Source organism: Curvibacter sp. PAE-UM (genome assembly GCF_001432305.1).
In the GTDB taxonomy this organism is placed as follows: Bacteria; Pseudomonadota; Gammaproteobacteria; order Burkholderiales; family Burkholderiaceae_C; genus Hylemonella.
This window is the reverse complement of the sequence record NZ_KQ483358.1, coordinates 2514820-2541818: the sequence shown is the minus strand read 5'-3', so window position 1 is coordinate 2541818 and position 26999 is coordinate 2514820. Positions and strand designations below refer to the sequence as shown.

Sequence of the window (26999 nt, the reverse complement as noted above, 5' to 3'; positions counted from 1 at the left end):
ATGTGCCCGGTCTGCCGTCATCCCTTGGCGCAGTGCGTCTGCAAGTCGCAGCAGGCCGCCTTGCCCCTGGGTGACGGCAAGGTGCGGGTCTCGCGCGAAACCAGCGGACGCGGCGGCAAGGCCGTGACGGTGGTGCGCGGCCTGCCGCTCGATGCGACGGCACTGACCCAGCTGGGCAAGCAGCTCAAGGCGGCTTGCGGCACCGGCGGCACCGTGAAGGACGGCGTGATCGAGATCCAGGGTGACCATGCCGACAAGCTGGTGACGCTGCTGCAGGCCCAGGGCTACGCGGCCAAGAGGGCGGGCGGATGATTCCGGATGCCGAGCAATTGCAGCGCCTGCTGACGGTGGAAATGCCCTATGGCAAGCACAAGGGTTGCCTGATTGCCGACCTGCCGGGCAACTACCTCAACTGGTTTGCGCGCGAGGGTTTTCCCAGCGGGGACCTGGGCCGCCTGCTGGCGCTGATGCACGAGATCGACCACAACGGCCTGTCCGGCCTGCTGGTGCCGCTGCGCCGCCAGCTGAAAAAGACCTAGGCCTTTTTCTTCTTCGCCACCGGCGCCTTGCCGGGGAAACGCGTCTGCTGGTGCTCGCGTGGGCGGTAGAGCTGCACCTCCTGCTCGTAGCCCAGCTTGCTCTTGAGCACGCTGTTGCATTGCGTCACCACGTCTTCCAGCGTCTTGCGCCCGGCCGTCGCGCGCAGTTGCTGGATCAGCATGAAGGTCATGGCGCCGTAGGGCACGGAGCCGTGCGTGTACTCGTAGGCGTACTGGTCTTCGCGGCAGGCGGCCAGCAGCACCGGGTTGTAGGGGCCGTGGTGGCCCAGGCGCCTGGTGGCGGCCTTGAAGGCGGTCGGGTCGTCGCTCCAGCGGCTGACGGCACGGCCCATCTTCTGGGTGGCGCCATCCGCCCCCAGGTAACGGCGCACGACCTCGGCAGGTGCCTTGTTCATGCGGCTGCGCAGATCCAGCTTCTTGCGCGGGAACCACATCTCTTTGGCCGCGTCCCATTCGATGCCGCGGTGGCGTACATCGTCGGGCGGGTTGATGCCGCGCACGGCCACGCCACCGGCGCGCGCGATGCCGCCCGAGTGGCAGCAATCCAGGATGATGGAGAGGCGCGCTTCATAGGGCAGGTTGGCGTAGTACCGGGCCAGCGTGTCGTCGGTGATGCCGGTGTTGCCGCTCCAGTCGAAGTCGTAGGTGACCAGGGCCTCGTCCTTGTGGTCGGGCTCGCCGTCGGTGTCCAGGGCGGCCACCTGGGCGCCGTGGCCCGAGTAGAAAAGCACGCGTTCGTCTCCGGCGCGCACGTCTTCGAGCAGCCACTTCAGGCGCTCGTCGACACCGCGGGTGGTGGCCCGCGCGTCGAGTACCACGCGGATTTCCTCGGGCTGGTAGCCGCGCTCCTGCAGCATGGCGCTCATCTGGAACACGTCGTTGACGCAGCCGCTGAGGCGGTTCTCCGGCTGCGGGTACTCGTTGATGCCGATCAGCAGGGCGCGGCGTTTGCGCGGGCTGCGGCGCTGGAGGGTGGGCGCCTTGAACCAGGGGCCGCCCACGGCCGGTGCCGGCTTGGGCTTGGCCGGCTCAATGCTGCGCGGCAGGGCTTTGGCCAGGCCGGCCCAGACGTTGCTGGCCGTGACCTCGTGCGCCAGGTACTGCTCGGCGCTGTGGTCCAGCGGGCCCCATTCGTCGAAATAGGTGTCGAGCTGGGTGTAGGGGGCCTCGGGGAAATCCAGTTCACAGGTCAGCACCGCGTCTTCGGAGTTGAAGAGGTGGTACCAGTGGCGCACGGTGCTCAGGGGCTTGAGGTAACCGCCGAAGCTTTCGGCCAGGGCCGGATGGCCGATCTGCGAGCCCAGGGTGACGAAGAGGCGGTCCTGGGCCAGGGCCTGCTGGGCGGCCAGGGTGTCGTAGGTGATGAGCGAACCCAGGCTGTGCGCGCAGATGACGTGCGGGTTGACGCTCTTGATGCTTTGCGCCAGCTCGGTGGCGAGCTGCTGGCGCAGCTGGGGCAGGGCGGTCCATTTGGCGACCATGCCGATGGTGTTGTCGATCAGCGTGCCCAGGCCCTTTTCCGTGGCGCGGCCCAGCGCGCGACGGTGCGCCCAGTAGCTGTTCCACAGGCGCTTGACGGCCTCGGCGTAGACCGCGCCGTCGGCCTTGGCGGCCTCGAAGTGCGCGTTGTAGCGCAGTTCATGGAATTCGAAGGCGTTGGCGGCCACGCCGGCACTGGCCGCCGCGCTGCGGATGGACTGCTGCCATTTGGCCAGCCAGTCGCCGTTCTCGTTGGTGTTGACGCCGTGGATGCACAGGATGCGGATGCTCATGGAACCCCCTGACAGCTGCTTGTGGATGTGTGCCTTTATAGGCACAAATGCGGCGCCTGTCTTCCCCTGTTTATGGGGTGATAATCGGCGCGCATTCCCACCCGACCCCACACGAGTACGCACATGGCCCTTTTTGTCGATTCCGGGACTGTCACCCATGGCATCCAGCTGGCCGTGGCGCCGGTGTTCCTGCTGACCGCCGTCTCCGGCATGATCGGCGCCGTGGCCGGGCGCCTCTCTCGCATCATCGACCGCGGCCGTGTGCTGGAAGAGAAGCTGCGCTTGAATGCCGAGCCGCTGCTGGTGCCGCAGTGGGGGGCCGAGCTCGCCATGCTGCGCCGCCGCGGCCTGCTGGCCAACAGCACCATCGGCCTGCTGACCCTGTGCGCCTTCATGATCGGCCTGACCATCGTGGTGCTCTTCCTGGGCGAGACCACGGTGTTCCAGATCGAGCGGCTGGCGATCTATGCCTTCCTGGCCGGCGTGAGTTGCTTCATGGCCGCGCTGTGCTGTTTCTTCGCCGAGACGCTGATGGCCACGCGCGTGCTGAAGTTCGGGCAGCCCGGGGATTGAATCAGCAAACCAGCAATCAGCGCCGCAGCAGGTTCTTGAGCCGGTCCTCGGCCTGTTCCTTGAGGCGTTGCCCGGCCTTGGCTTTTTCCTCGTCCAGCCGCTGCTGCGCTTCCTGCTGCAGCTGCGCCTTGCGCTGGTCGACCATCTCCCTGGCGCGGTTGCCGGCCGCATTGCCGAAGTCGATCTTCCAGGTGATGGCCTTGTAGGGGCCGGAGAGGCGCACCGGCACGGTCAGGCCCTTGAGCTGTTCCATCTCGGGGCCGCCCTGGCCCTGCAGGGTGGGGACCACGGTGGCCTTGACCGTGTAGTCCAGGCGATCCTCGGCGATGAAGATGTCACCCGCACCGCCCAGGCGCAGCAGCGGCGTCTTGGCAGACAGGTCGTCGTTGTGCGCCACGCCCTGGCTGATCTTGAAGCTGGCGCCGAATTCGGTGAAGTCGGTCTTCTCCTGGGCGCCGGCCTTGCCTTCCTGGGCGCCGCCGCCGAGTTTGACCTTGAAGTTGCGCAAGGCGCCGGCGATGTCCAGGCCATTGATGGCACCATCCTTGAGCTGCAGGCCGGCTGTGCCGTTGAGGTTCTTCTTGAACAGGCTCACGGTGTTGCCGCTGGTGCTGACATCCATCGCCACGTTGCCGCGTCCGTCGATGGGCTGCTGGTCCAGCGCGTCTTTCATCAGGGGGCCGATGTTGATGCCGCGCAGGTCCAGCTTGGCCGCCAGGCTTTGGGCGCCCTGGGCACTGGCCGAGAGCGTGCCGTTTACGCCGCCGCCGTAGAGCGTGGCCGTCAGCGGGTTGAGTTCGGCCTTGCCACCCTGGGCCTTGAGCTGCAGGCGGATGCTGGCGGCGCGCAGGTTCATGATCTTGAGGGATGCGATCTTGAGCGTGCCGCGTGCATCCAGCGTGCGCAGCGCTGCGAGGTCGATGACGGCTTCAGGGCCCGCCGGGCCGCTGCTGGCGGCTGCCGCCGGTTTTTCACTTTTGGGCAGGTAGCGGTCGGCGTCGAGCTCGCCCAGGTCGAGGTCGAAGTCGATGGCCGGCTGCGCAAAGCGCTTGAGCCCGGCCTTGAGGGCCAGGGTGGTGCTGTCGAGCTGGCCATTGAGCGCCAGTTGCACGACTTCGCGCGCGAGGTCGACCGAGGCCTGGCCTTGCAGCTTGAGCGCCAGCGTGCCGCCGGCCGGATTGGGGGCCGCTACATCGAGCGTGAGCGCCGTCAGCTTGAGCGCTTGGGGCGATGCTTCGAGACTGGCCAGGCCCAGCTTGACCTGCAGGTCGCGTTGGCCGGCTGCGGTGCCGCCCAGGCTGGCCTTGACGTTGTCGAGTTGGAGCTTTTGCTGCGCGAGCTGGGGCGTGAAGTCGCTCTTGACGCCCAGTTGCAGGGCCAGTGGCGGGTTCGTGCCCTGCACGTTGGCGCTGAAGTCGAGCGTGCTCTTCTTGCCCTCGGCGATGGGGCCGGTGCTGAAGTTCAGCTTGGAGATGCTCAGGTGCTGGCCGCTGGCGTTGTCGCGGTAGTCCAGGCTGGCGTTGGTGATGGCGATGCCGCCGACCTGGAGCAGGGGCATGGCGGCCGGGGTTTCAGACTTGCCGGTGTCAGGCGGGGCCGTCGCCTTGTCGCCCTGGGACAGCAGGTCGTTGAAGTTGAATCGGCCCTGGCGGTCGCGTTGCACTTTCACGTTCAGGCCGTCGACCAGCACGCGGTCCACCTCCACCTTTCTGGAAAGCAGCGGCAGCAGCGCCACCGAGACCTTGACCTGCTGGGCGGCTGCGAAGACCTGCTCGCTGCGTGGCTCGGACAGCGAGAGCTGGCCCAGGTCGGCGCCGATGCGGGGGAAGAGGGTGAGCCGGATCTCGCCGGGGATGGAGAGGGTACGGCCGGTCTGCTCCTTGACCAGCTTGATGAGCTCGGGCTTGTGGTCGTTGGGGTTGAAGGTGGCGACGATGAAGGCCACCGCGGCCACCAGCAGCACGACGATGGCGGCAAGGGCGATGAAGATGACTTTGAGGGGCTTGTTCATGGCGGGATCTCAGGGCTTGGGCTGTGCGTTACAGGATAACGCAGCAAGTCCTGGGTGTCTGTACTCAAAGCCTGCCGTCGCGCGCCAGCCGGGTGGCCAGTTCGCTGAGCGCGGCGTAGGCGGCGCCGGCCTGTGCATCCCAGCGGGCGACGGACTCGCCCTGGCGTTGTACCAGGGCCGTGTCGCCGCGCGCGGCCGGGCCGGTCAGTGCGCCGGCCGGCCCCAGGGCCAGCAGGTTGTCCACGGCGTTGCGCAGCAGGGTGGCGCGCAGTTGCGGCAGCAGTTCGGGCGGCACGCCGCTGTCCAGCCACAGCGCTTCGGCCGTGGCCTGCAGCACGGGCAGGAAGTTGGTGGCGAAGACGGCGGCCGCGTGGTAAAGCAGCTTGTCGGCCGAGGACAGGGTGAAACAGCGCGCCCCGATGCGCTGGAACAGCGGCTCCAGTGCTGCGGTGGTGGCGGCCTGGCCTTCGAGCGCGCAGGGTGTGCCGGCAAACTGCAACACGGCCGTGGCCGGTGTGGCAAAGCTGAGGATGCAGTGCGCGCTGGCGACCTGCCAGCCCGCGGCCTGCAGGGGCGCGAGTTCGGCGGCGGCCAGCGCACCGCTGGCGTGGAAGGCGGTCGCCGGCGGCAGGCCCGCAGCGGCCAGGGCCTGTGCGCTGGCCGCGATCTGCCGGTCGGGCACGGCGATCAGCCAGACATCGGCGGGTCGCATGTCGTCCAGGGCGGCGAGCGGGCGGCCGGCACCGATGAAATCCACCGCGGCCTGCGCGCTGGCGAGCGAGGTGGTCAGTACGTCCTGCACCTGCAGCACGCCCAGCGTGTGCCATAGATGGCCGAGTGTCTTGCCGACACGCCCGCCGCCGAGCAGGTTGAGCTTGGGCAAGGCGGACATGCCGGGGTTCAAACGAGGCCGAACCAGCCTAGCGGGCCGCCGATGCCCAGCAGCCACAGCAGGTGCAGGCGGGTGCGCCAGACGATCAGGGCGGTGACCACGGTGATCAGCCACAGCGGCCAGTGGCGCGCCGGGTCGCCGTTCACGCTGGCCAGGATCCAGCCGGTGGCGATCAGCAGGGCGATCACGATGGGGGCCATGCCCAGCTTGAAGGCCCGCACGGCGCGCAGCTCGCGGTTCTGATGGCTCCAGCGCGCGGTGACGTAGACCAGGATCGAGCTGGGCAGGATGATGCCCAGCATGCAGACCAGCACGCCGAACAGGCCCAGCCAGGTGCCGCCGGCGTTGAGGCCGACATGCCAGCCCAGCAGCGCCACGAACAGGATGTTCGGCCCGGGCGCGGACTGGGCGATGGCGATGGACGCGGTGTACTGGGCGTCGGTCAGCCAGCCCTGCTGGTCCACCAGGTAGCGGTGCATGTCGGGCGCCGTGGTGATGCCGCCGCCCACCGACAGCAGCGAGAGCGTCATGAAGTGCGTGAAGAGATGGAGCCAGTCGTTCCAGCCCAGTTCCAGCACGGGGTTCATGCGGTGGCTCCCTTGTCCAGCTTGCGGTAGGCCAGCACGCAGGCCACGCTGCCCAGGCCCAGCAGCACATACACCAGCGGCCAGCGCAGCAGGGCCACGGCCACGAAGCCCAGCAGGCCCAGGGCGCCGTTGAGGGCCATGCCCATGGCGCTGTTCTTGAGCGAGGACGCCAGCCGCAGCCCGGTGGCCACGACCAGGCCCGCCGCCACCGCGCCCATGCCGCGCAGCGCGCCGATGACACCCGGATGGCTGGCGTACTGGGCGTAGAGCAGGGCGATCGACAGCAGCACGATCAGGGGGGCCGTGAACATGCCGGCCAGCGCCGCCAGCACCCCCGGCACGCCGAAGTAGCGCCCGCCGATCATGATGGCCAGGTTGACGATGTTGGGGCCGGGCATGATCTGCGCCACGGCCCATTCCTCGACGAACTCCTCGTTCGTGAACCAGCGTTTGCGCTCCACCAGCTCGCGCTGGGCGACGGCCAGCACCCCACCAAAGCCCTGCAGGGCCAGCACGGTGAAGGAGACGAAAAGATCGGTCAGGGACTTGGGTTGCGTGCGTTCGACGCTGCGGGAAGTGTCATCCATGCGTTGATTATCGGGCCTGTGTCCCAGGCCTGCTTGACGGGCCGGCCAGTCCTGCCCAAGATCAGCACCATGTCCAAAGCCGTCCCCCAGTTGATCGTCGGCCAGCTGGCCTTCCCCGAATCGCCGCGCTGGCACAACGGCGCGCTGTGGTTCTCCGATTTCTACACGCAGCAGGTGCAGCGCCTGGGGCCGGACGGGTCTTGCGAGACGGTGACGACCGTGCCGGGCCAGCCTTCGGGCCTGGGCTGGCTGCCCGACGGTCGGCTGCTGGTGGTGTCGATGAAGGACCGCCGGCTCTTGCGGCTGGACGGCGCCACGCTGAGCGAGGTGGCGGATCTCTCATCGCTGGCGCCCTTCCATTGCAATGACATGGTGGTCGATGCAAAGGGGCGGGCCTATATCGGCAACTTCGGCTTCGATTTCCTGGCGCGGGCCGAACCGCGGGCGACGACGCTGATCCTGGTGACGCCCGATGGGCGCCCCAGCGTGGTGGCCGATGAGCTGATGTTTCCCAATGGCTGCATCATCACCCCGGACGGGGGCACGCTGATCGTGGCCGAGAGCTACGCGGCGCGGCTGACCGCCTTTGACATCACGGACGACGGCTCCCTGCGCGGTCGTCGCACCTGGGCGGCCCTGCCCGGCAGCAGCCCGGACGGCATCTGCCTGGACGCCGAGAACGCCGTCTGGCTGGCCTCGCCGGCCAGCCGCGAGGTGCTGCGCGTGCGCGAGGGTGGGGAGGTCACGCACCGCGTACCCATGCCCGGGCAGCCTGTGGCCTGCATGCTGGGTGGGGCGCAGCGGCGCACGCTGTACATCCTCTCGGGCAAGGTGATGGTGACGCCGGAGCAGTCGTGCGAGATGCGCACCGGGACCATCCATGCGATGCCGGTCGAGGTGGCGGGCGCAGGGCGGCCCTAGTTGCGGGCGTAGTTGAGCTGGAAGCCGGTGACGCCGTCGAAGCGCGTCATTTCGTGCGAGAGTTCGGAGATGGGCATCATCCGCTGCCGGTTGCGGGCCACGGCCACGAAGGACCACTGGAGGACACCGTCATCGAGCTCGATGGCGATGGTGCCCGAGGCGATGTCGTAGCCGCGGGTCTCGGCCATCTGGCGCAGGGCCGGTTCGCTGGGCAGGAAGCCGGGGCGAAAGCGCAGCGTGATGGCCACGGCCTGGCGCGAGGGCAGCCAGGTCTCCAGCCGTGAGATCCACATCATGGAGAAGGCCGACAGCGCGGCCAGGGCGATGGCCGCGGCATAAAAGCCGACGCCGACCAGGATGCCGATGACCGAGGCCGCCCAGAGCGAGGCCGCCGTGGTCAGGCCGCTGATGTTGAAGCCCTCGCGCATGATGACGCCGGCACAGAGGAAACCGATGCCGGTCACGATGCCCTGGATCACCCTTGTGGTGTCGCCGGTCATGGCGGCCTGGTGATCTCCCCCAAACCAGGCCGAGGAGTAACCGCCGATGACGGTGAGCGCGGCCGAGGCCATGCAGACCAGGCCATAGGTGCGCATGCCCGCCGCTCGACCGTGGTAGGAGCGCTCGTAGCCGACCAGCAGGCCCAGCAGCAGCGCGCCCAGCAGGTTGAAGAAGACCAGCACATTGGCCATGATCATCGGGGTGGTCCAGAAGCCGGCGAGGGTGTCGAAGGTGGGCATGGTGATCCTGGAGTCCGTGACGGCAAGCCGATGGACCATTGTGCGACTGCAGACTGGCACTGCCAAGCCCTTGATGACCCGGGCGCCCCGCTGGTATTGCCAAAAACGTACACTTCAGGGTTGCCTGCCCCGCCCATGAACGCCCCTCTCGACGTCTCCCTCTTTCCGCGCGCCGCCAAACCGCTGACCAGCTACCGCAAGTACTGGGCCGCGCGCTTTGGCACGGCCCCCTTCCTGCCCATGAGCCGCGCCGAGATGGAGCAGCTGGGCTGGGACAGCTGCGACATCATCCTCGTCACGGGCGATGCCTATGTGGACCACCCGAGCTTCGGCATGGCGGTGATCGGGCGGGTGCTGGAGGCCCAGGGTTTCCGCGTGGGCATCATCGCCCAGCCCGACTGGCAGAGTGCCGATCCCTTCAAGGTGCTGGGCAAGCCCAACCTGTTCTGGGGTGTGACGGCCGGGAACATGGATTCCATGATCAACCGCTACACGGCGGACCGCAAGATCCGCAGCGACGACGCCTACACCCCGGGCGACGTGGGCGGCAAACGGCCGGACCGTGCGGCCATCGTCTACAGCCAGCGCTGCCGCGAAGCCTACCCCGAGGTGCCCATCGTGCTGGGCGGCATCGAAGGCTCGCTGCGCCGCATCGCCCACTACGACTACTGGAGCGACAAGGTGCGCCGTTCCATCGTGGTGGACAGCAAGTGCGACCTGCTGCTCTACGGCAATGCCGAGCGCGCCCTGGTCGAGGTGGCGCACCGCATCGCGGCGCGCGAGCCGGTGCAGAGCATCACCGACGTGCGTGGCACGGCGTTTGTCCAGCGCCACAGCCCCGAGGGTTGGTTCGAGATCGACTCGACCGAGGTTGACACGCCCGGCCACATCGAAGAGCACATCAACCCCTACCAGACCACGTCCGAGCAGGCCGCTGCCCAGGGGCAGTCCTGCAGCAAGGAGGAGGGCGGTGCCGCGCCGGTGCTGCCGGCCATCCAGCCGCTGACCTTCATGGCCAACCCGGCGCTGATGGGCAAGGGCAATATCAAGCGCCTGCCGCGCGATCGCTGCGTGATCCGCCTGCCCAGCTATGAGCAGGTCAAGTCCGACGCGGTGCTCTACGCGCACGCCAACCGCGTGCTGCACCTGGAGACCAACCCCGGCAATGCGCGCGCCCTGGTGCAGGCGCACGGCGAAGGCACGACCGCGCGTGACGTCTGGATCAACCCGCCGCCCATCCCGCTGACCACGGCCGAGATGGATGTCGTCTTCGGCCTGCCGTACGCGCGCAGCCCGCACCCGGCCTACGCCGATGAAAACGGCAGCCACGACGGTGCCACCAAGATCCCCGCCTGGGAGATGATCCGCTTCAGCGTGAACATCATGCGCGGCTGCTTTGGCGGCTGCACCTTCTGTTCCATCACCGAGCACGAGGGCCGCATCATCCAGAGCCGCTCGGAAGACTCGGTGATCCAGGAGATCGAGGACATCCGTGACAAGGTCACGGGTTTCACCGGCGTTATCTCCGACCTGGGCGGCCCCACGGCCAACATGTACCGCATCGGCTGCAAGTCGCCCGAGATCGAGGCCGCCTGCCGCAAGCCCAGCTGTGTCTACCCCGGTATCTGCCAGAACCTCAATACCGACCACAGCGCGCTGATCCACATGTACCGGCGCGCCCGCGCGCTCAAGGGCGTGAAGAAGATCCTGATCGGTTCCGGCCTGCGTTACGACCTGGCGGTGAAATCGCCCGAGTACGTGAAGGAGCTGGTGCAGCACCACGTGGGCGGGTACCTGAAGATCGCCCCCGAGCACACCGAAGGCGGCCCGCTCTCGAAGATGATGAAACCCGGCATCGGCAGCTATGACAAGTTCAAGCAGATGTTCGAGAAGTTCAGCGCGGAGGCGGGCAAGAAGCAGTACCTGATTCCCTACTTCATCGCCGCCCACCCGGGCACCAGCGACGAGGACATGATGAACTTGGCGCTGTGGCTCAAGAAGAACGGTTTCCGGGCCGACCAGGTGCAGACCTTCTACCCCAGCCCCATGGCCACGGCCACGACCATGTACCACAGCGGCCTGAACCCGCTCAAGGGCATCCACCGCGACGAGCGCGGTGAGAAGGTGGACATCGTGCGTGGCGAGAAACGCCGCCGCCTGCACAAGGCCTTCCTGCGTTACCACGACCCCAACAACTGGCCGCTGCTGCGGGAAGCATTGAAAGCCATGGGCCGTGCCGACCTGATCGGCAATGGCAAGCAGCACCTGATCCCGACCTTCCAGCCACTGACCGACGGCGGCTACCAGAGTGCGCGGCGCAAGAACTCCACGCCTTCCGCGGCCAAACCCGCGGCGAAAACACCCGTGAAGGGTCGTTTGCTCACCCAGCACACCGGCCTGCCGCCGCGCGAGACCGGCAGCGCCAAGGCCAAACCCGCGCGCAAGCCGCGCTGAACGCTGAACCTTCAGCCTTTCGGCAGGGTGTGCAGCGGCAGGTCCAGCCGCTGTGCCAGGGCATCGAGCGTGCGCCGCGTCTGCAAGGCAAACCAGGCTTCCAGCGCCTTGCGGGTGGCCGGTGCCAGCATGTTGGACGTTTTCAGTCCGGCTGCTGTGCACAGGGCCTGGGCGAAATGCGGCTCCAGCGCGGCCACGGCCACGCGGCCATCCTTGCAGGCATAGACGCGGTAGCCGGCATGGGCACCGCCCACGGCGCCTGCGGGCACGGTGAGACCCCAGCGGCGCGGCTGGGCCAGCCAGGCCGCGGCCTCTGACAAAGGAACTTCATGCCGCGTGCCGCGCCCGTTTTTCTGGCGCAGTAACAGCGCCTGCAGCACGGCTTCGCAGGCCAGCAAGGCACCGCCCATGTCGGCAAACAGGGTGGGGGGCAGGGCCAAGCCGCTGACCAGGTCCTGCTCGGCCATGTAAGTCAGGTCGTGTCCCGGGATTTCCGCCTGGGTGCCCGGCCCACCGACGATGGCGACCAAGCTCAGGGACGGGTACTGCCGGTGCAGGGCCGGCCAGTCCAGGCCCAGGCGCTTGAGCGCCGAAGGGCGGAAGGAAGTCAGCAGCACATCGGTGCGGGCGAGCTCGCTCTGCAGGACCTTGCGGCCCGCCTCACTCTTGAGGTCGGCCTGCCGCACGCGCACGCCGGCATGCAGCTCGGCATAGGCGTTCGGCTGGTAGGCCTGCATGGGATCGCCGGCCGGCGGTTCGAGCTTGAGACAGGTCGCGCCCATGGCGCGCAGGCGCATGAGAGCGGCAGGGCCCGGCAGGTTCAGGGCCAGGCTGAGGACGCGTATGCCCTTCAGGGGTTTGGATGGGGACGGCATGCGCCCCAGTTTACTCAGTGGCCGAAGTCCAGCGGCAGGCCCACGTAGTTCTCGGCAATGCTGCGCGAACCGGCTTCGCTGTGGATCAGGTAGTCGAGTTCGGCTTCCTGGAACTTCTGGGCGATCTCGCCTTCGTTCGGGAAGCGGTGCATCAGGCTGGTGAACCACCAGGAGAAGCGCTCGGCGCGCCAGATGCGCTTGAGGGCGAGTTCAGAGTAGCGGTCGATGCCGGCCTCGGACTTGTCCTGGTAGAACTCCACCAGGCCGTTGAAGAGGTATTTCACGTCCGTGGCCGCCAGGTTCAGGCCCTTGGCGCCGGTGGGCGGCACGATATGGCCGGCATCGCCGGCCAGGAACATGCGGCCGAAGCGCAGCGGCTCGGTCACGAAGCTGCGCAGCGGGGCGATGCTCTTCTCGATGCTGGGGCCGGTGACCAGCTGGGCGCGGGCCTCGGGGTCCAGGCGCAGGCGCAGTTCCTGCCAGAAGGCTTCATCAGACCAGTCCTCCACCTTGTCGGTCAGCGGCACCTGCAGGTAGTAGCGGCTGCGGGTCTCGCTGCGCATGGAGCACAGGGCGAAGCCGCGCGGGCTGTTGGCATAGATCAGTTCCTCGTGCACGGGCGGGGTGTCCGACAACAGGCCCAGCCAGCCGAAGGGGTAGACCTTCTCATATTCGCGGATGGCGCTGCTCGGAGCGCTGGCGCGGCAGACGCCGTGGAAGCCGTCGCAGCCGGCGATGAAGTCGCACTGGATCTCGTGCGTCTTGCCATCCTTTTCGTAGGTGACGCGCGGGTTCTTGCTGTCGAAGTCATGCACCTGCACGTTGTTGGCTTCGTAGACGGTGGTCAGGCCGGCGGCGGTGCGCGCGTCCATCAGGTCTTTGGTCAATTCGGTCTGGCCGTAGACCATGACGTTCTTGCCGCCGGTCAGCTTGTTCATGTCGATGCGATGGCGCTGGCCCTTGAACAGCATGTCGAAACCACCGTGCACCAGGCCTTCCTTGTGCATGCGCGCGCCGACACCGGCTTCGTCCATCAGGTCGATGCAGACCTGCTCCAGGATACCGGCGCGGATGCGCGTGAGCACGTAGTCGCCGGTCTGGCGCTCGAGGACGATGGCGGCGATGCCGGCCTTGTGCAGCAACTGGCCGAGCAGCAGGCCCGAGGGGCCGGCGCCGATGATGGCAACTTGAGTGCGCATGAGGAGTCTCCTGGCGTGTGATTCGATGCCCCAAGCTTAGGCAAAAGCCGCCCACATGCCAGCCTTGATCTGGATCATTGCGCGATGATCGCCACAAATGTGCGATCATCGCGCAAACGATGGAATTCCCATGATTGCCAAATCCGACCTGATCGAAGGCATGGCCAAGGGCATGGCGGTGCTGGAGAGCTTCGACACCGAGCGCCAGCGCCTGAACGCCACGCTGGCCGCGCAGCGTGCCGGCATCACGCGGGCGGCGGCGCGCCGTCATCTGCTGACGCTGGCCCACCTGGGCTATCTGGAGACCGACGGCAGTTATTTCTGGCTGTCCAGCAAGGTGCTGCGCTTTTCCGGCAGCTACCTGGCATCTTCGCGCCTGCCGCGCGTGTTCCAGCCCGCGCTGGAGCGCCTGGCGGCGCAGACCGGCCAGGCCTATTCGGCCGTGGTGTCCAACGGCGACGAGGTGGTGATCGTGGCGCGCAGCAGCGACGTGCGGCGCAGCGCCGCCGATGGCTTGCCGCAGCTCATGGCCTACGGCCTGCACTTGGGCGCGCGCCTGCCGACCCATGCCACCTCGACCGGGCGCGTGCTGCTGGCGGCCTTGCCCCGCGCGGAGTTCCAGGCCTGGATGAAGGGGCGCCTGCTGGAACGCCTGACCTTGCACACTGTGACCGAGGCGCGACAGTTCCGTGCCCTGATCGAGCAGGTGCGGCGCGACGATTTTTGCCTGAGCAGCGAAGAGCATGAGCTGGGCGTGCATGCCCTGGCGGTCCCCCTGCGCAACCTGCAGGGCCGCACCGTGGCAGCCCTCAATGTGGTGGCCTCGACGGCGCGAATGTCCGGGGCCACCATGCAGCGCGAACTGCTGCCCATGCTCTGGGAAGCGGCGCGGGAAGTGCGCCCGCTGCTCTAAGAGCCTGTTCACGGTCTCGCAGGGCCCCCTGCGAGACCATGAACAGGCGCTATGAACTGTATGCAATTGCAACAATCCGCATCCGGCCCGGCGTCGTGCGGCGCTTGCGGTATATATTGGAAAAGGTATTCTGCCGGCCTGATTTAAATCACACACAAGGAGTCCCCATGAAACGTCTGTCCCTCGTCATCGCCCTGGCCTTTGTTTTGCCGAGTGCCTGGGCCCAGCTCAAGCCCTGCGACGAACTGAAGGCCGAAATCGCGGCCAAGATGGACGCCAACGGCGTCAAGAACTACACGCTGGAGATCGTGGCCACCGATCAGGTCGGCGACCGCAAGGTGGTGGGCAGTTGCGAGGGAGGCAGCAAGAAGATCGTCTACGTGCGCAACTGAGCTGCTACAGCTTCTGTGCCCGGTCGCCGCCAGGATCTGGCGGCGATTTTTTTGTCTGACGAATTTGCGCTGCTTACAAATCCACACCAAGTCGGCGCCGGCGCAGCGCATGGCGCTGCAGAATGGCGCGGACCATGTTTTCCTTCTTCCGCAAGACCCCGGGCGCCAGCCCGGAAACCATCAGCCACCATTCCATGCTGCCGCACCGCATGGATCTGGAGGAGCGCAAGGCTTTCCGGCGTGAACTGCTGGACCGGGTGATCCGGGAGAGCCTGCTGGCCCTGGAAGTGGCGAGCGGGATGTACCGTCTGCGCACCATGCCGCTGGATGCGCGCCATCACCGCTTCGTTGCCATGATCGATGTGGGCCGGCATTTCCAGCCCCGACGTGCAGGCCGCGCCTGGGATGATCCCGAGACCGAAAGCTGGATCCGCAAGTGTGCCTACGAACGCTTCGGCTTGCTGCTTGAGGCCATCTACTGGCGTACCGGTGACGCCTTGGCGCCCTCCCGGTCGACCGCTGTGGCCGTAGCCGGACCGGCACATCGGTACTACCAACTGGTGTCGGAAGAGGAAAAACAGGCGCTGATGGAGGCCATCCGCCAGGGCAACGAATCGCCCGTGCTGCACGTCGGCGACTGGGAATACCAGACCGACATGGCGCCGCTCGACGGCACCGGAACGCAGCGCGAGCTCTGAGGCCTACGGCCGGACGGCCTCAGTCCATCGCCATCGCCGGACGCGTGCGGTAGAACTTCAGGGGCACGACCTCGGCCTCGCGTGCGGCCTGGTTCAGTACCGATTTTTTCATCCTGCCCACCACGTGCATCTCGCAGGGCTTGCAGTCGAAGCGCAGCGTGAGCTTTTCCTTGCCGTTGACCAGGGTCAGCGGCTCGGCGCGCACCGTGCCCTGCACGCCGGTCACGCCCTTGGCCTGCTTGGGGCACAGGCTGAGCGAGAAGCGCACGCAGTGCTTGGTGATCATCAGGCTGACTTCGCCTTCTTCTTCATGGCTCTCGTAGGCGGCGGCGATGACCTTCACGCCGTGTTTCGCATAGAAGTCGCGCGCCTTCTCGTTGAACACATTGGCCAGGTAGGTGAGCGTGTCTTCCGGATAGGGCGCCGGCGGCTCCACGGGCCTGGCACGCGGCGGGCGCACGTAGGCGGCGGCGCGGGCGGTCTCCAGCGCGGCCACCGCGTCGCGGCGCAGGGCGTTGAGCGTGGAGGCGGGGATGAACCAGGCTTGGGCCAGGTCCAGCGAGATGGCGATCGGCTCGAAGATCGTGGCGCCAAAGCGCCCCAGCTGTTCGCGTAGCGTGGCCTCGGCCTGCGCGGCGTTCCTGGCCGGCTCCTGGACGGCGGCCACGCTGGCGTGGCCCGTATGGCCGTCCTCGTCCATCAGCTCCAGGTCAAAGCCCGTGGCGGTTTCCTGCAGCTTGGCCCAGACACCGATGCGGCGCTCGCTGGACTTCTTCTCCATCAGCCGCACCCAGTTCATGTCGCGGTTGCGGTTCAGCTCCGTCCCCTTGCGCAGGTCCTTGAAGCCGGCCATCGGGTCCTTGGGGTACACGCGCCACTGGTCCACGCTCATGGGACCGGCCGGCTCGGCCCGGTTGATGGCCAGACCCACCAGTTCCTTCTGCAGGTCGTAGTAGCACAGGCCGTCACCGTTGTGCAGCACGGTGCCGGGTTCGGAAACGGTGAGCTCGACGAAGTCGGGACCGACCTTGCTGACGTAGCCCAGGTGGCGGCCCGGGTTCTTGGGCGTGTCGAAGGCGCCGATGTCCTCCTTGCGACCTTGCACGAAGTAGTCGGTGAATTCGCGGTTGAAGTTCTGGTCCGGGTCGGGCGTGAAGCTGAAGGTGGTCTTGCCGCTGGAGGCGCGGGCCAGTTCGGGGCGCTGCTCCAGCAGTTCATCGAAGAGCTTGCGGTAGTGCGCCGTGATGTTCTTGACGTAGGCCAGGTCCTTGTAGCGCCCCTCGATCTTGAAGCTGCGGATGCCGGCATCCACCAGGGCGGCCAGGTTGGCGCTCTGGTTGTTGTCCTTCATCGAGAGCACGTGCTTGTCGTGGGCCACAAAACGGCCCTGGCTGTCCTGCACCTGGTAGGGCAGGCGGCAGGCCTGCGAGCAGTCGCCGCGGTTGGCGCTGCGCCCGGTGTGGGCGTGGCTGATGTAGCACTGGCCGCTGTAGGCCACGCACAGCGCGCCGTGCACGAAAAACTCCAGCGTGCAGCGTGTCGGGTCGATCTGGGCACGGATGGCCTGGATCTGCTGCAGCGTCAGCTCGCGTGCCAGCACGATCTGGGACAGGCCGGCGTCTTGCAGGAAGCGGGCTTTTTCAGGGGTGCGGATGTCGGTCTGGGTGCTGGCGTGCAACTGGATGGGCGGCAGGTCGATCTCCAGCAGGCCCATGTCCTGGATGATGAGCGCGTCGACGCCGGCGTCATAAAGCTGACGGGTGAGCTTGCGGGCGGGCTCGAGCTCGTCGTCGCGCAGGATGGTGTTGAGCGTGACGAAAATGCGGCTGTTGTAGCGGTGCGCATGCTGCACCAGGCGGGCGATGTCCTGCACGGAGTTGTCGGCCGAACTGCGCGCGCCGAAGGACGGACCGCCGATGTAGATGGCATCGGCGCCATGGTTGATGGCCTCGATGCCGATGTCGGCGGTGCGGGCCGGGGACAGGAGTTCGAGCTGGTGTTCGGGCAGGGACATGCCCCTGATTATCCCAGCACGAGCCCTTTTTTAGAAGGCAGGGGGACGGGCCCCCTGCGGGGGTTCAGGGTGCCGCCGGGGCGACGGCCGCGCCTTCGATCTTGTAGCGCTGCAGGGCCTGGGCCACGAAGCCGCTGGACTTCATCTCCTCGACGAAGCCGCGCAGATAGGCCACACCGGCCTCGCCGCGCACGCGCGGCGTGCCCATGGCCTGGTTGATGACCATGAAGCGGCCGTCCAGCAGGCGCAGGCCGGGCACACGCCTGGCGTCGGCCTCAAGCTGCTGCTTGACGCCGGCGGCGACCTCGAGGTTCTGTGCGAGGAAGAAGTCGACGACGGCCGGGGAGGTCGGCGCGCGCTCCAGGGTGGCCTGCTTGATCTCGCGGGTCAGGTACAGGTCATAGGCGCTGCCTTTGCCGACGGCCACGCGGATACCAGGGCGGTCCACCTCCTCGTTGCGCCGGATCGGGGAGCCCTGGCGCACCAGGTAGGCGCCTTCGATGACCACGTAGGCCGCGCTGTACAGCACGTCCTGGCCCCGCAGGGGATCGATGGCCACGAAGGCGATGTCCACCTTGTTGGCCTTGAGCGCCTCCACGACCGCACCGGCGGAGGTGAAGGTGACCAGTTCCAGCTTCACGTCCAGGCGCCGGGCCAGTTCACGCGCCAGGTCGACGGAGACCCCGATGGGCTGGCCGGCGGCGTCCTTGCCGGCCAGGATGGGGTTGCCGAAGTTGATGGCGGCACGCAGGGTGCCCTGGGGGGCCAGCGCCTCGCGGGCGGCCGGCGGAATGGTGGAACAGGCGCTCATGAACACGGATGAAGTGAGAAAAAGCGCCAGGGCCAGGCCGCGGCGCAGGGTCGGGAACAGAGGGGGCATCAGAAGTCCACCTTCTCACCGGGATTGACCACCAGCATCTTGTTGGCCTCGTTGCCCAGTGCGGCAGAAAACTCGGCCGTGGTGCCCTTGAGCTGCGGAATGGTCCCGTAGTGGATGGGCAGGGCGTACTTGGGCTTGAGGTAGTTCTTCACTGCATAGGCGGCGTCAGCCGGGCTCATGACGAAGTGGCCGCCGATGGGGATCAGCAGCAGGTCGGGCTTGTAGTACTCGCCGATGAACTTCATGTCACCGAACAGGCCGGTATCGCCCATGTGGTAGATCTTGAAGCCGTTTTCCATCTCGATGATGAAACCCACCGGCTCGCCGCCCACGTGCACTTCGTCCTTGGTGGTGGCCGGGTTCTTCCAGGCGAACTCGGAGGAGTGCTCGGCGTGCGTGGCGGTGATCTTCACGCCGTTGGGGCCGAAGGGCATGATGGTTCCGCCCTTGCCGAAGCGCGGGGACAGTTCTGCTGGCAGCACGCCCAGGGTGCTCAGAGTCTGGTTCAGGCCGGCCGGGCCGTACATCGGGATCTTGTGCATCTTGGCCAGGTCCGGAGCATCGGCCACGTGGTCGAAGTGGCCGTGCGTGACCAGCACCAGGTCGACCTTGCCCAGGGCTTCCAGGTTCTTGAAGTTGGCGGGTGTCTTGGGGTTGGTGCGCAGCCAGGGGTCGACCACGATGACCTTGCCGCCGGGTGTGGTGATGCGCACGCTGGCCTGGCCCAGCCACAGTACCTCGGTCTTGCCGCTTTGTTGTGCACTGGCGCTCAAGGCGCCCAGCAGCACGCTGGTGGCGAGGGCGGCTTTTAACAATTTGCGAAGCAGGGTTGGCATGAGGAGTCTCCAGGTTTGTGGTCGTGAGGGAAGGGGGACTTGCTGCACCGATTGAATACAGGCCTCAAGCCGGCGTCAAGCGAGCAAACCCCGCGAGTGTCATCCGGGCCATGAAAAAACGCGGCCGTAGCCGCGTTTTTCCGGGATGCCATCAGGGTTTATTCGATCTTGGCCTTGGCCTTGAGCTCGTCCTGGAACTTCACCAGCTTCTGCTGTCCCAGTTGCTGGGCGATCTGCGGCTTGATGTCCTCGATCTTGGGCAACTGGGCTTCGCGTACGTCGTCCAGGCGGATCACGTGGTAGCCGAACTGGGTCTTGACCGGGGTCTCGGTGAACTTGCCCTTGGCCAGCGCGACCATGGCGTCGGAGAACTCCTTGACATAGTTGCCGGCCGCGGCCCAGTCCAGGTCGCCGCCGTTGGCACCGGAGCCCGGGTCCTTGGACTGCTTCTTGGCGATGGCGTCGAACTTGGCGCCCTTCTTGAGCTGGGCGATGATGGCCTTGGCTTCGGCCTCCTTCTCGACCAGGATGTGGCGAGCACGGTATTCCTTGCCTGCATTGGCGGCGACGAACTTGTCGTACTCGGCCTGGATCTCGGCATCGGTGATCGGGTTGTTCTTCTGGAAGGTGGTCACCAGGTCACGGATCAGCAGGGAGTCGCGCGTGAACTCCATCTGCGCCTTGAATTCGGCGCTGCCGTCCAGACCCTGCTTCTGTGCTTCCTGCACCAGCAGTTCGCGGTCGACCACGGCCTTCTTGAGCTCGTCCATCATCTCGGGCGTGATCTGGCGGCCCGAGCGGGCGAACTGCTGGGCCAGCGCATCGACGCGTGCCAGCGGGACGGGCTTGCCATTGACGATGGCCAGGTTTTGCGCCTGGGCCGGAGCAGCCAGGGCGCCCATCAGCGTGGCCAGGGCCAGGGCCGGGAGTATCAGCTTGTTCATCATGAATCCTAGGAAATCGACGGAGATGTCAGGGGGAGGGAAAACAGGCCCGAGTACGTTCAGAGCGTTTCGATGGCGATCGCATGCACGCCTTGGGCGATGAAATCTTGCAGCGCATCATACACAAGGCGATGCCGCGCCACGCGTGACAGTTCTGTAAAAAAGGGTGAAGCGATGCGCACCCGGAAATGGGTGCCGTAGGCCGTGCCGTTGGAGCCGGCGTGGCCAGCGTGCGCCGCGCTTTCGTCGATGACGTCGAGCACGCTGGGCTGCAGCCTTTGCTGCAGGCGTTCGGCCATGCGGCCGGCCAGTCCGGACAGGTCCTGTGTCACTGGTGTACCTCCGTGCTGCGCACTGCGGTGCGAGCTTGCTTGAAGCGGTTCTGCGCAGCGCTCATGGTGCTCAGGCCTGGTCGGTCTTCAGGTAGCGGGCGATGTACAGGCCCTGGCCGACGATGAAGATCAGGGGGAAGGCATAGCCCCAGAGCTTGAAGTTGACCCAGGCCTCGGTGCTGTAGAAGGCCGCCACATAGCCGTTGAGCGCGGCCATGAAGGCGCAATAGACAATCCAGGCCACGTTCAGGCGCATCCACACGGCGTCGGGCAGCTCCAGCTGGCTGCCCAGCAGCAGCTTGAGGTAGTTCTTTTTCATGAACCACAGGGCCACGGCCAGGGCGATGGCCATGGCCGCGTAGAGCACGGTGGGCTTCCACTTGATGAAGCGGTCGTCGTGCAGGGCCAGGGTCAGCGTGCCGAAGACCAGGATCAGCGCCAGGGTGATCTTCTGCATGGTCTGCAGCTTGCGGTCGATGGCGTACATCAGGCCGGTCTGCAACACGGTGGCGGCCATCAGCACCGCGGTGGCGACGTAGATGTCGTAGAACTTGTAGGCGCCGAAGAACAGCAGGATGGGGAAGAAGTCGATCAGTATTTTCATGGGGGTAGGGACAAGTCAGCCCGGATTATCGGGGCAGGGCAAGACCGCTCAGGGCTTGTGTTCCAGCGAGGCCGAGTTCATGCAGTAACGCAGCCCGGTGGGCGTGGGGCCGTCCTCGAAGACGTGGCCCAGGTGGGCGCCGCACTGGGCGCACACGGTTTCCACGCGGACCATGCCGTGGCTGACGTCGCGCCGCTCCTCGATGGCGTGGGGGTCGGCCGGCGCGGAAAAGCTGGGCCAGCCGCAACCGGCGTCGAACTTGGTCTCGGCCTCGAACAGGCGCGCGCCGCAGCAGACGCAGTCATAGTGCCCGGCTTGCCAGAAGTTCTCGTAGCGCCCCGTGTACGGGCGCTCGGTGGCCGCGTGGCGCGTGACCTGGTAGGCGCCGGGCTCGGCATGTTTTTCGGCCAGCAGGGCCTTCCACTCTTCGGCAGTTTTCTGGATGGAATAGCTCATGGTTTGTTGCCGTCGCTCATGAGGAACAGCTGATTTCGATCGAGGTGGCCCATTCGGGGGGAAAACCGGCCTCGGCCTCATGGCCGGGATGCTCGGCATAGGGATTTTCCAGCAGGGCGAGCAGACGCGCAACGCCGGAAAAATCCTTTTCTCGCGCCTGGCGGATGACCAGCTCGCCCAGGTGATTGCGCAGGATGAACTTGGGGTTGGTGCCCAGCATGGTGGCCGCAGCCCGTGCGCCGTCTTCCAGCGCCAGGCGTGCGTCGTATTGTTTGAGCCAGTCGTCCAGGGCCGTGCGGTCCAGGAACAGGTCGCGCACCGGCGCAGCCTGTGCATCGCCGGCGTAGTGGCTCAGCCGACGCCAGAAGATGGTGTGGTCCACGCGTTCCTGGGCCAGCAGCTTGAGGATGCCTTCGACCAGCGCCCGGTCCTCGGGCCGCGACGCCTGCAGGCCCAGCTTGGCGCGCAGGCGCTGCTCCAGTTCGGCCGGGAACACGGTCTTGTAGGACTCCAGCGCGGCCAGTGCCAGCTCCTGCTCGCCGATCAGCGGCAGCAGGGCCTGCCCCAGGCAGAAGAGGTTCCAGTAGGCGATGTTGGGCTGGCGGCCATAGGCGTAGCGGCCCTGGGTGTCGGAGTGGTTGCAGATGTGGGCCGGGTTGTAGCCGTCCAGGAACTGGAAGGGGCCGTAGTCCAGGGTCAGGCCCAGGATGCTCATGTTGTCGGTGTTCATGACGCCGTGGCAGAAACCCACGGCCTGCCACTGCGCCAGCAGCGCGGCGGTGCGCTCGCTGACGGCTTCGAGCAGGGCGGCGTAGGCGTTGCCGGCAAACTTATCCGTGCCGCGGCAGGCCGGGTAGTAGTGGTCGATGACGAAATCGGCCAGGCGACGCAGCTCTTCGGGCTGGTCGTTGGCCGCGAAATGCTCGAAATGGCCGAAGCGGATGAAACTGGGCGCCACGCGCGTGACCACGGCGGCGGTCTCGATTTCTTCGCGCCGTATCGGCGCGTCCGAGCCGGTGACACACAGCGCGCGCGTGGTGGGGATGCCCAGGCCGTGCATGGCCTCGCTGCACAAAAATTCCCGGATGCTCGATCGCAGCACGGCACGGCCGTCGCCCATGCGCGAGTAGGGCGTGCGCCCGGCGCCCTTGAGCTGGAGCTCCAGGCCGCTCTCGGTTTCACCCAGCAGCAGGGCGCGCCCGTCGCCGAGTTGGCCGGCCCAGACGCCGAACTGGTGGCCGCTGTAGACCGTGGCGACGCTTTGGCTGCCCGCCAGCGGGCGGTTGCCGCTGAACGCCTGCAGCAAATCCTGCGAGTGGGTCCAGTCTTCGGGCAGGCCGAGGGCCCGGCCCACGGCGCGACTCTGGCCGACCCAGTAGGGCGCTGGCAGGGGTTGCGGGGGCAGGGCGGTGTGGAAGGCCGGGCCGAGGGCGGCGTAGCGGTTGACCCAGCCCAGGCCGGTATCGACGGCGGTTTTTCCGTCCAGGGAAACTTCGGTGGCAACAGACATGGACTGATTGTCACGCAGTGGACGATCTCCGGTCCCGATCAGGGACTTACCCTCAGTGGACAGGCCATTTGCTTGCGCCATACTGGTAAAGAGAGAGCACAGAACGCAAAAGGAGACCTGTCCATGCTCGGATTGATGCAAAACCAGCCGCTGCTGATTTCTTCCCTGATCGACTTTGCCGAACGTCACCATGGCGATGGCGAGATCGTTTCTCGGCGGGTCGAAGGCGACATCCATCGTTACCACTGGCGTGACGTGGCCGTGCGCGCGCGCCGGGTGGCCAATGCGCTGGACGCGCTGAAGCTGCAGTTCAGCGACCGCGTGGCCACGCTGGCCTGGAACGGTTACCGCCATCTGGAACTCTATTTCGGCGTGAGCGGTTCGGGCCGTGTGCTGCACACCCTGAATCCGCGCCTGCACCCCGAGCAGATCGCCTGGATCGCAAACCACGCCGAAGACCAGGTGCTGTGCTTCGACCTGTCCTTCCTGCCCATCATCCAGGCCGTGCACGCCAAGTGCACCACGGTGAAGCACTGGATCGCTCTTTGTGATGCCGACAAATTGCCCAAGAACAGCGGCATTCCCGGCCTGCAAAGCTACGAGGCCTGGATCGGCGCCCAGTCAGAGAAGTACCGCTGGCCCGAGTTCGACGAGAACTCGGCCTCCAGCATGTGCTACACCAGCGGCACCACGGGCAACCCCAAGGCCGCGCTGTACAGCCACCGCTCCACCATCCTGCATGCCTATGCGGCCGCGCTGCCCGACGTGATGTGCCTCAGCGCACGCGACTCGGTGCTGCCGGTGGTGCCCATGTTCCACGTCAACGCCTGGGGCATCCCGTACTCGGCCGCGCTGACCGGGGCCAAGCTGGTGTTCCCCGGCCCGGCGCTGGACGGGAAATCAATCTACGAGCTGATCGAGGCCGAGCGCGTCACCTATGCCGCGGGCGTGCCCACCATCTGGCAGATGCTGCTGGGCCACATGAAACCCGGCGGCCTGAAGTTCTCCACGCTCAAGCGCACGGTGATCGGCGGCTCGGCCTGCCCGCCGGCCATGATCACGGCCTTCCGCGAAGAGTACGGCGTGGAGGTGCTGCATGCCTGGGGCATGACCGAGATGTCGCCCCTGGGCACCCTGTGCACGCTCAAGAACAAGCACCTGACCATGCCCGAGTCCGAGCAGATGAAGATCCGCCTCAAGCAGGGGCGCGCCATCTATGGCATGGACATGAAGATCGTGGGGGGCGATGGCCAGGAGCTGCCCTGGGACGGCAAGGCCTACGGCGACCTGCTGGTGCGCGGGCCCTGGATCCTGCGCGAGTACTTCAAGGGCGAAGGCGGCAATCCGCTGGTCCAGGACGGCTGGTTCCCCACCGGCGACGTCGCCACCATCGATCCCGATGGTTATATGCAGATCACCGACCGCAGCAAGGACGTGATCAAGTCCGGCGGCGAGTGGATCAGCTCGATCGAGGTGGAAAACATCGCCGTGGCCCACCCGGCCGTGGCCATGGCGGCCTGCATCGGCATGCGCCACCCCAAGTGGGACGAGCGTCCGGTGGTGGTCGTGGTGAAAAAAGCCGGCGCCGAGGTGACGCGCGAGGAGCTGCTCAAGTTCTACGAGGGCAAGACCGCCAAGTGGCAGATCCCGGACGACGTGATCTTCGTGGAAAGCATCCCGCTGGGGGCCACCGGCAAGATGCTCAAGGCACGGCTGCGCGAGACGCTCAAGGATTACCGGCTGCCCGGCACCTGAGGGCATGCTGAATGAGCGGCCGCCTGGAGAGGTCGAGTCGCAAAGGCGATAGTTCTAGGGCAATCCCTAGCGCTGCAAACTTTGAATTTGGTTACTCTGCAATGGTTTTGTCAACGAGGAGATTTCAAATGAAGTTCACCACGAAACTTGTGACCGCCGCCGCCATGCTGGCTTTTGCCGGTGCGGCCCTGGCCCAGAAGGGCGAGACCGTCAAGATCGCCTGGATCGATCCCCTGTCCGGCCTGATGGCCCCGGTTGGCAACAACCAGGTCCGCAGCTTCCAGTTCTTCGGCGAGAAGTTCAGCGGCGCGGGCAACCCCGCCGGCGTGAAGTTCGAAATCATCGCCCTCGACAACAAGCTCAGCCCGGCTGAAAGCCTGAACCAGCTCAAGGCCGCCATCGACCAGGGCGTGCGTTACATCACCCAGGGCAATGGCTCCTCGGTGGCCGGCGCGCTGATCGACGCCGTGGCCAAGCACAACGAGCGCAACCCCGGCAAGGAAATCATCTACCTGAACCACTCGGCTGTCGACCCCGACTTCACCAACAGCAAGTGCAACTACTGGCACTTCCGCTTCGACGCCGATACCTCCATGAAGATGGAAGCCATCACGACCTTCATGAAGGACCAGAAGGACATCAAGAGCGTCTACCTGCTGAACCAGAACTACTCGCACGGCCACCAGGTCGCCAAGTTCGCCAAGGAGCTGATCGCGCTCAAGCGCCCCGACGTGAAGATCGTCGGCGAAGACCTGCATCCGCTGGCCCAGGTGCGCGATTTCGCGCCCTACATCGCCAAGATCAAGGCTTCGGGTGCCGACACCGTGATCACGGGCAACTGGGGTTCCGACCTGGCCCTGCTGGTCAAGGCGGCCAACGAAGGCGGCTACAACGGCAAGTTCTACACCTACTACACCGGCGTGAGCGGTACACCGACCGCCCTGGGCCAGACCAGCGCCGGCCGCGTCTTTCAGGTGTCCTACAACCACTACAACATGGGTGGTGACATGGGCAAGTGGCAGGCCGAATACAAGGCCAAGTTCAAGGACGACTTCTACACCGGCTCGGTGATCCACATCTACAAGGCGCTGGGTGAGGCCATGGCCAAGGCCAAGTCCACCGACCCCGTCAAGGTGGCCGCAGCCCTGGAAGGCCTGAAGTTCAAGAGCTACAACGGTGACGTCGAAATGCGCAAGACCGACCACCAGATGCAGCAGCCGCTGTTCCTGACGGTCTGGCAGAAGACGGACAAGAAGTTCCCCTACAGCCCGGAAAACACCGGCATGACCCTGGCCTTGGTCAAGGAATTCCCGTCCTACGTCTCCAGCACGCCCACCAGCTGCCAGATGAAGCGTCCCTGAGTTTTCCTGATTGCAGCCAGGCAAGGGGCCCGATTGCTCTGAAAAGGTCGGGCCCTTTTCATGTCTGACAGCTTTGTAATGAGGTCTGCCATGCAGACACGGAAGGTTGTTCCCTGATGGAGTTCTTCATCATCTCCATGCTCAACGGCTTGAGCTATGGGCTCTTGCTGTTCATGCTCAGCTCCGGGCTGACGCTGATCTTCAGCATGATGGGCGTGCTCAATTTCGCCCATGCCAGCTTCTACATGCTCGGTGCCTACATCGGCTACAGCGTGGCCAGCCTGGTCGGTTTCTGGCCCGGGCTCATCATGGCCCCGCTGGTGGTGGGGCTGCTGGGCGCCGTATTCGAGCGCCTGGCCCTGCGCAAGGTCCACAAGTACGGCCACGTGCCGGAACTGCTGATCACCTTCGGCCTGTCTTACATCATTCTCGAGCTGGTGCAGCTGATCTGGGGCCGCACGGCGGTGGAATTCCGCCCGCCCGAGCTGCTGCAGGGCCCGATGTTCACGCTGCTCAATCACGCATCCGAGGGTATCAGCCTGGTCTGGGGAGTGGCGCCGGCCGAGCTTTGCGAGGCGGCTGCCTGCTCGCCATTCCCGGCCACGCGTGGTTTCATGATGCTGGTGGCGCTGTTCATGCTGGTGGCGCTGTGGCTGATGCTCACGCGCACCCGCATCGGCCTGGTCATCCAGGCTGCGCTGACGCATCCCGAGATGGTCGAATCCCTGGGGCACAACGTGCCACGCGTTTTCATGCTGGTGTTCGGCGCCGGCGCCGCGCTGGCGGGCCTGGGCGGCGTGATCGGCGGCAGCACCTTCGTGACCGAACCGGCCATGGCCGGCACGGTGGGCTCCGTCATCTTCGTGGTGGTGGTGGTGGGCGGGCTGGGTTCACTCTCCGGCGCCTTCCTGGCCTCGGTGCTGATCGGCGTGATCCAGACCTTTGCCGTGGCCTTCGACTATTCCTTCCTCACCCTGGCGCAACAACTGGGCCTGGAGCTCAGCGCGGCGACACGCAACAACTCGGTGCTCAAGCTCACACTCTCGCAGGTCGCTCCCATCCTGCCCTATCTCTTCCTGGTCCTGATCCTGATCTTCCGGCCCAAGGGCCTGCTCGGTACACGGGACGAATAA

Annotated in this window: 27 protein-coding genes; 11 read left to right on the top strand and 16 right to left on the bottom strand. The window is 66.2% G+C overall.

From position 1 onward, the window contains the following. Both yciH and AO057_RS12290 read left to right on the top strand, forming a co-directional pair. Window positions 1-312, top strand: a complete 312-nt coding sequence (gene yciH, locus AO057_RS12295) for a stress response translation initiation inhibitor YciH (protein ID WP_240480830.1) — start codon at window positions 1-3, stop codon at window positions 310-312. Beyond that, window positions 309-539, top strand: coding sequence for a DUF3820 family protein (locus AO057_RS12290; RefSeq protein ID WP_057676224.1), 231 nt, complete (start codon window positions 309-311; stop codon window positions 537-539). Before yciH ends, AO057_RS12290 begins: the two co-directional genes overlap by 4 nt. On the opposite strand, the gene AO057_RS12285 is transcribed toward AO057_RS12290, so the two are convergent. Further along, on the bottom strand, window positions 536-2332 hold the full coding sequence (locus tag AO057_RS12285; RefSeq protein ID WP_057676223.1) for a caspase family protein: 1797 nt from the start codon (window positions 2330-2332) through the stop codon (window positions 536-538). The genes AO057_RS12290 and AO057_RS12285 overlap by 4 nt on opposite strands. 123 nt (window positions 2333-2455) lie before the next feature. On the opposite strand from AO057_RS12285, the gene AO057_RS12280 reads away from it, so the two are divergent. Next, on the top strand, window positions 2456-2905 hold the full coding sequence (locus tag AO057_RS12280) for a DUF2721 domain-containing protein (protein WP_057676222.1): 450 nt from the start codon (window positions 2456-2458) through the stop codon (window positions 2903-2905). A 16-nt stretch (window positions 2906-2921) separates the two neighbouring features. On the opposite strand, the gene AO057_RS12275 is transcribed toward AO057_RS12280, so the two are convergent. From AO057_RS12275 to AO057_RS12260, 4 genes are all read right to left on the bottom strand, one after another. Then, window positions 2922-4916, bottom strand: coding sequence for an AsmA family protein (locus tag AO057_RS12275; RefSeq protein WP_057676221.1), 1995 nt, complete (start codon window positions 4914-4916; stop codon window positions 2922-2924). Between the two features lie 64 nt (window positions 4917-4980). Next, window positions 4981-5808 carry a Rossmann-like and DUF2520 domain-containing protein gene (locus AO057_RS12270; RefSeq protein ID WP_057676220.1) on the bottom strand — a complete coding sequence of 276 codons (828 nt, stop codon included), beginning with the start codon at window positions 5806-5808 and terminating at the stop codon, window positions 4981-4983. Window positions 5809-5816: 8 nt separating this feature from the next. Next, window positions 5817-6395 carry a chromate transporter gene (locus AO057_RS12265; RefSeq protein WP_057676219.1) on the bottom strand — a complete coding sequence of 193 codons (579 nt, stop codon included), beginning with the start codon at window positions 6393-6395 and terminating at the stop codon, window positions 5817-5819. Beyond that, window positions 6392-6982, bottom strand: coding sequence for a chromate transporter (locus tag AO057_RS12260; protein WP_057676218.1), 591 nt, complete (start codon window positions 6980-6982; stop codon window positions 6392-6394). The genes AO057_RS12265 and AO057_RS12260 overlap by 4 nt, the downstream gene beginning before the upstream one ends. 69 nt (window positions 6983-7051) lie before the next feature. Here AO057_RS12260 and AO057_RS12255 point away from each other — a divergent pair, with 69 nt between their 5' ends. Further along, window positions 7052-7903, top strand: coding sequence for an SMP-30/gluconolactonase/LRE family protein (locus AO057_RS12255; RefSeq protein WP_057677282.1), 852 nt, complete (start codon window positions 7052-7054; stop codon window positions 7901-7903). Here the strand turns inward: AO057_RS12255 and AO057_RS12250 are convergent. After that, window positions 7900-8643, bottom strand: coding sequence for an MgtC/SapB family protein (locus AO057_RS12250; RefSeq protein WP_057677281.1), 744 nt, complete (start codon window positions 8641-8643; stop codon window positions 7900-7902). The two genes, AO057_RS12255 and AO057_RS12250, sit on opposite strands and share 4 nt — an antisense overlap. Before the next feature lie 135 nt (window positions 8644-8778). Here AO057_RS12250 and AO057_RS12245 point away from each other — a divergent pair, with 135 nt between their 5' ends. After that, a complete protein-coding gene (locus tag AO057_RS12245; RefSeq protein ID WP_057676217.1) occupies window positions 8779-11097 on the top strand; it encodes a YgiQ family radical SAM protein in 2319 nt (772 codons plus the stop codon). Window positions 11098-11108: 11 nt separating this feature from the next. On the opposite strand, the gene AO057_RS12240 is transcribed toward AO057_RS12245, so the two are convergent. Further along, window positions 11109-11972 (bottom strand): CoA transferase, encoded by an 864-nt coding sequence (locus tag AO057_RS12240; protein WP_057676216.1) that lies wholly within the window; start codon window positions 11970-11972, stop codon window positions 11109-11111. Between the two features lie 14 nt (window positions 11973-11986). Beyond that, entirely contained in the window at window positions 11987-13171 is a 1185-nt protein-coding gene (pobA, locus tag AO057_RS12235) for a 4-hydroxybenzoate 3-monooxygenase (protein ID WP_057676215.1), read from the bottom strand. A gap of 130 nt (window positions 13172-13301) precedes the next feature. Between pobA and AO057_RS12230 the strand changes: the two genes are divergently transcribed. The 3 genes from AO057_RS12230 (at window position 13302) to AO057_RS12220 (ending at window position 15174) form a co-directional block, all read left to right on the top strand. Beyond that, window positions 13302-14084, top strand: a complete 783-nt coding sequence (locus AO057_RS12230; RefSeq protein WP_057676214.1) for an IclR family transcriptional regulator domain-containing protein — start codon at window positions 13302-13304, stop codon at window positions 14082-14084. Between the two features lie 167 nt (window positions 14085-14251). Then, on the top strand, window positions 14252-14476 hold the full coding sequence (locus AO057_RS12225) for a DUF1161 domain-containing protein (protein ID WP_057676213.1): 225 nt from the start codon (window positions 14252-14254) through the stop codon (window positions 14474-14476). Between the two features lie 134 nt (window positions 14477-14610). Next, window positions 14611-15174, top strand: coding sequence for a hypothetical protein (locus AO057_RS12220; protein WP_057676212.1), 564 nt, complete (start codon window positions 14611-14613; stop codon window positions 15172-15174). 19 nt (window positions 15175-15193) lie between these two features. Here AO057_RS12220 and AO057_RS12215 read toward each other — a convergent pair whose 3' ends face one another. From AO057_RS12215 to AO057_RS12180, 8 genes are all read right to left on the bottom strand, one after another. Then, a complete protein-coding gene (locus tag AO057_RS12215) occupies window positions 15194-17188 on the bottom strand; it encodes a peptidase U32 family protein (RefSeq protein ID WP_057676211.1) in 1995 nt (664 codons plus the stop codon). 64 nt (window positions 17189-17252) lie between these two features. Next, the gene (locus AO057_RS12210; protein ID WP_057677280.1) at window positions 17253-17999 is read right to left on the bottom strand and encodes an ABC transporter substrate-binding protein; all 747 of its coding nucleotides are present in this window, start codon (window positions 17997-17999) and stop codon (window positions 17253-17255) included. Between the two features lie 68 nt (window positions 18000-18067). Continuing rightward, complete coding sequence (locus AO057_RS12205; protein WP_057676210.1) at window positions 18068-18904, bottom strand: metal-dependent hydrolase; 837 nt, start codon at window positions 18902-18904, stop codon at window positions 18068-18070. 158 nt (window positions 18905-19062) lie between these two features. Then, window positions 19063-19848 (bottom strand): foldase protein PrsA, encoded by a 786-nt coding sequence (locus tag AO057_RS12200; RefSeq protein WP_057676209.1) that lies wholly within the window; start codon window positions 19846-19848, stop codon window positions 19063-19065. A 59-nt stretch (window positions 19849-19907) separates the two neighbouring features. Continuing rightward, entirely contained in the window at window positions 19908-20147 is a 240-nt protein-coding gene (locus tag AO057_RS12195) for a BolA family protein (protein ID WP_205630069.1), read from the bottom strand. Window positions 20148-20250: 103 nt separating this feature from the next. Beyond that, on the bottom strand, window positions 20251-20784 hold the full coding sequence (locus tag AO057_RS12190) for a septation protein A (protein WP_057676208.1): 534 nt from the start codon (window positions 20782-20784) through the stop codon (window positions 20251-20253). 48 nt (window positions 20785-20832) lie between these two features. Next, entirely contained in the window at window positions 20833-21240 is a 408-nt protein-coding gene (gene msrB / locus AO057_RS12185) for a peptide-methionine (R)-S-oxide reductase MsrB (protein WP_057676207.1), read from the bottom strand. A gap of 16 nt (window positions 21241-21256) precedes the next feature. Beyond that, the gene (locus tag AO057_RS12180) at window positions 21257-22750 is read right to left on the bottom strand and encodes a protein adenylyltransferase SelO (protein ID WP_057676206.1); all 1494 of its coding nucleotides are present in this window, start codon (window positions 22748-22750) and stop codon (window positions 21257-21259) included. A gap of 123 nt (window positions 22751-22873) precedes the next feature. Here AO057_RS12180 and AO057_RS12175 point away from each other — a divergent pair, with 123 nt between their 5' ends. The 3 genes from AO057_RS12175 (at window position 22874) to AO057_RS12165 (ending at window position 26999) form a co-directional block, all read left to right on the top strand. Next, window positions 22874-24505 (top strand): 3-(methylthio)propionyl-CoA ligase, encoded by a 1632-nt coding sequence (locus AO057_RS12175; RefSeq protein ID WP_057676205.1) that lies wholly within the window; start codon window positions 22874-22876, stop codon window positions 24503-24505. A gap of 128 nt (window positions 24506-24633) precedes the next feature. Beyond that, window positions 24634-25866, top strand: coding sequence for a branched-chain amino acid ABC transporter substrate-binding protein (locus AO057_RS12170; RefSeq protein ID WP_057676204.1), 1233 nt, complete (start codon window positions 24634-24636; stop codon window positions 25864-25866). Window positions 25867-25982: 116 nt separating this feature from the next. After that, a complete protein-coding gene (locus AO057_RS12165; protein ID WP_057676203.1) occupies window positions 25983-26999 on the top strand; it encodes a branched-chain amino acid ABC transporter permease in 1017 nt (338 codons plus the stop codon).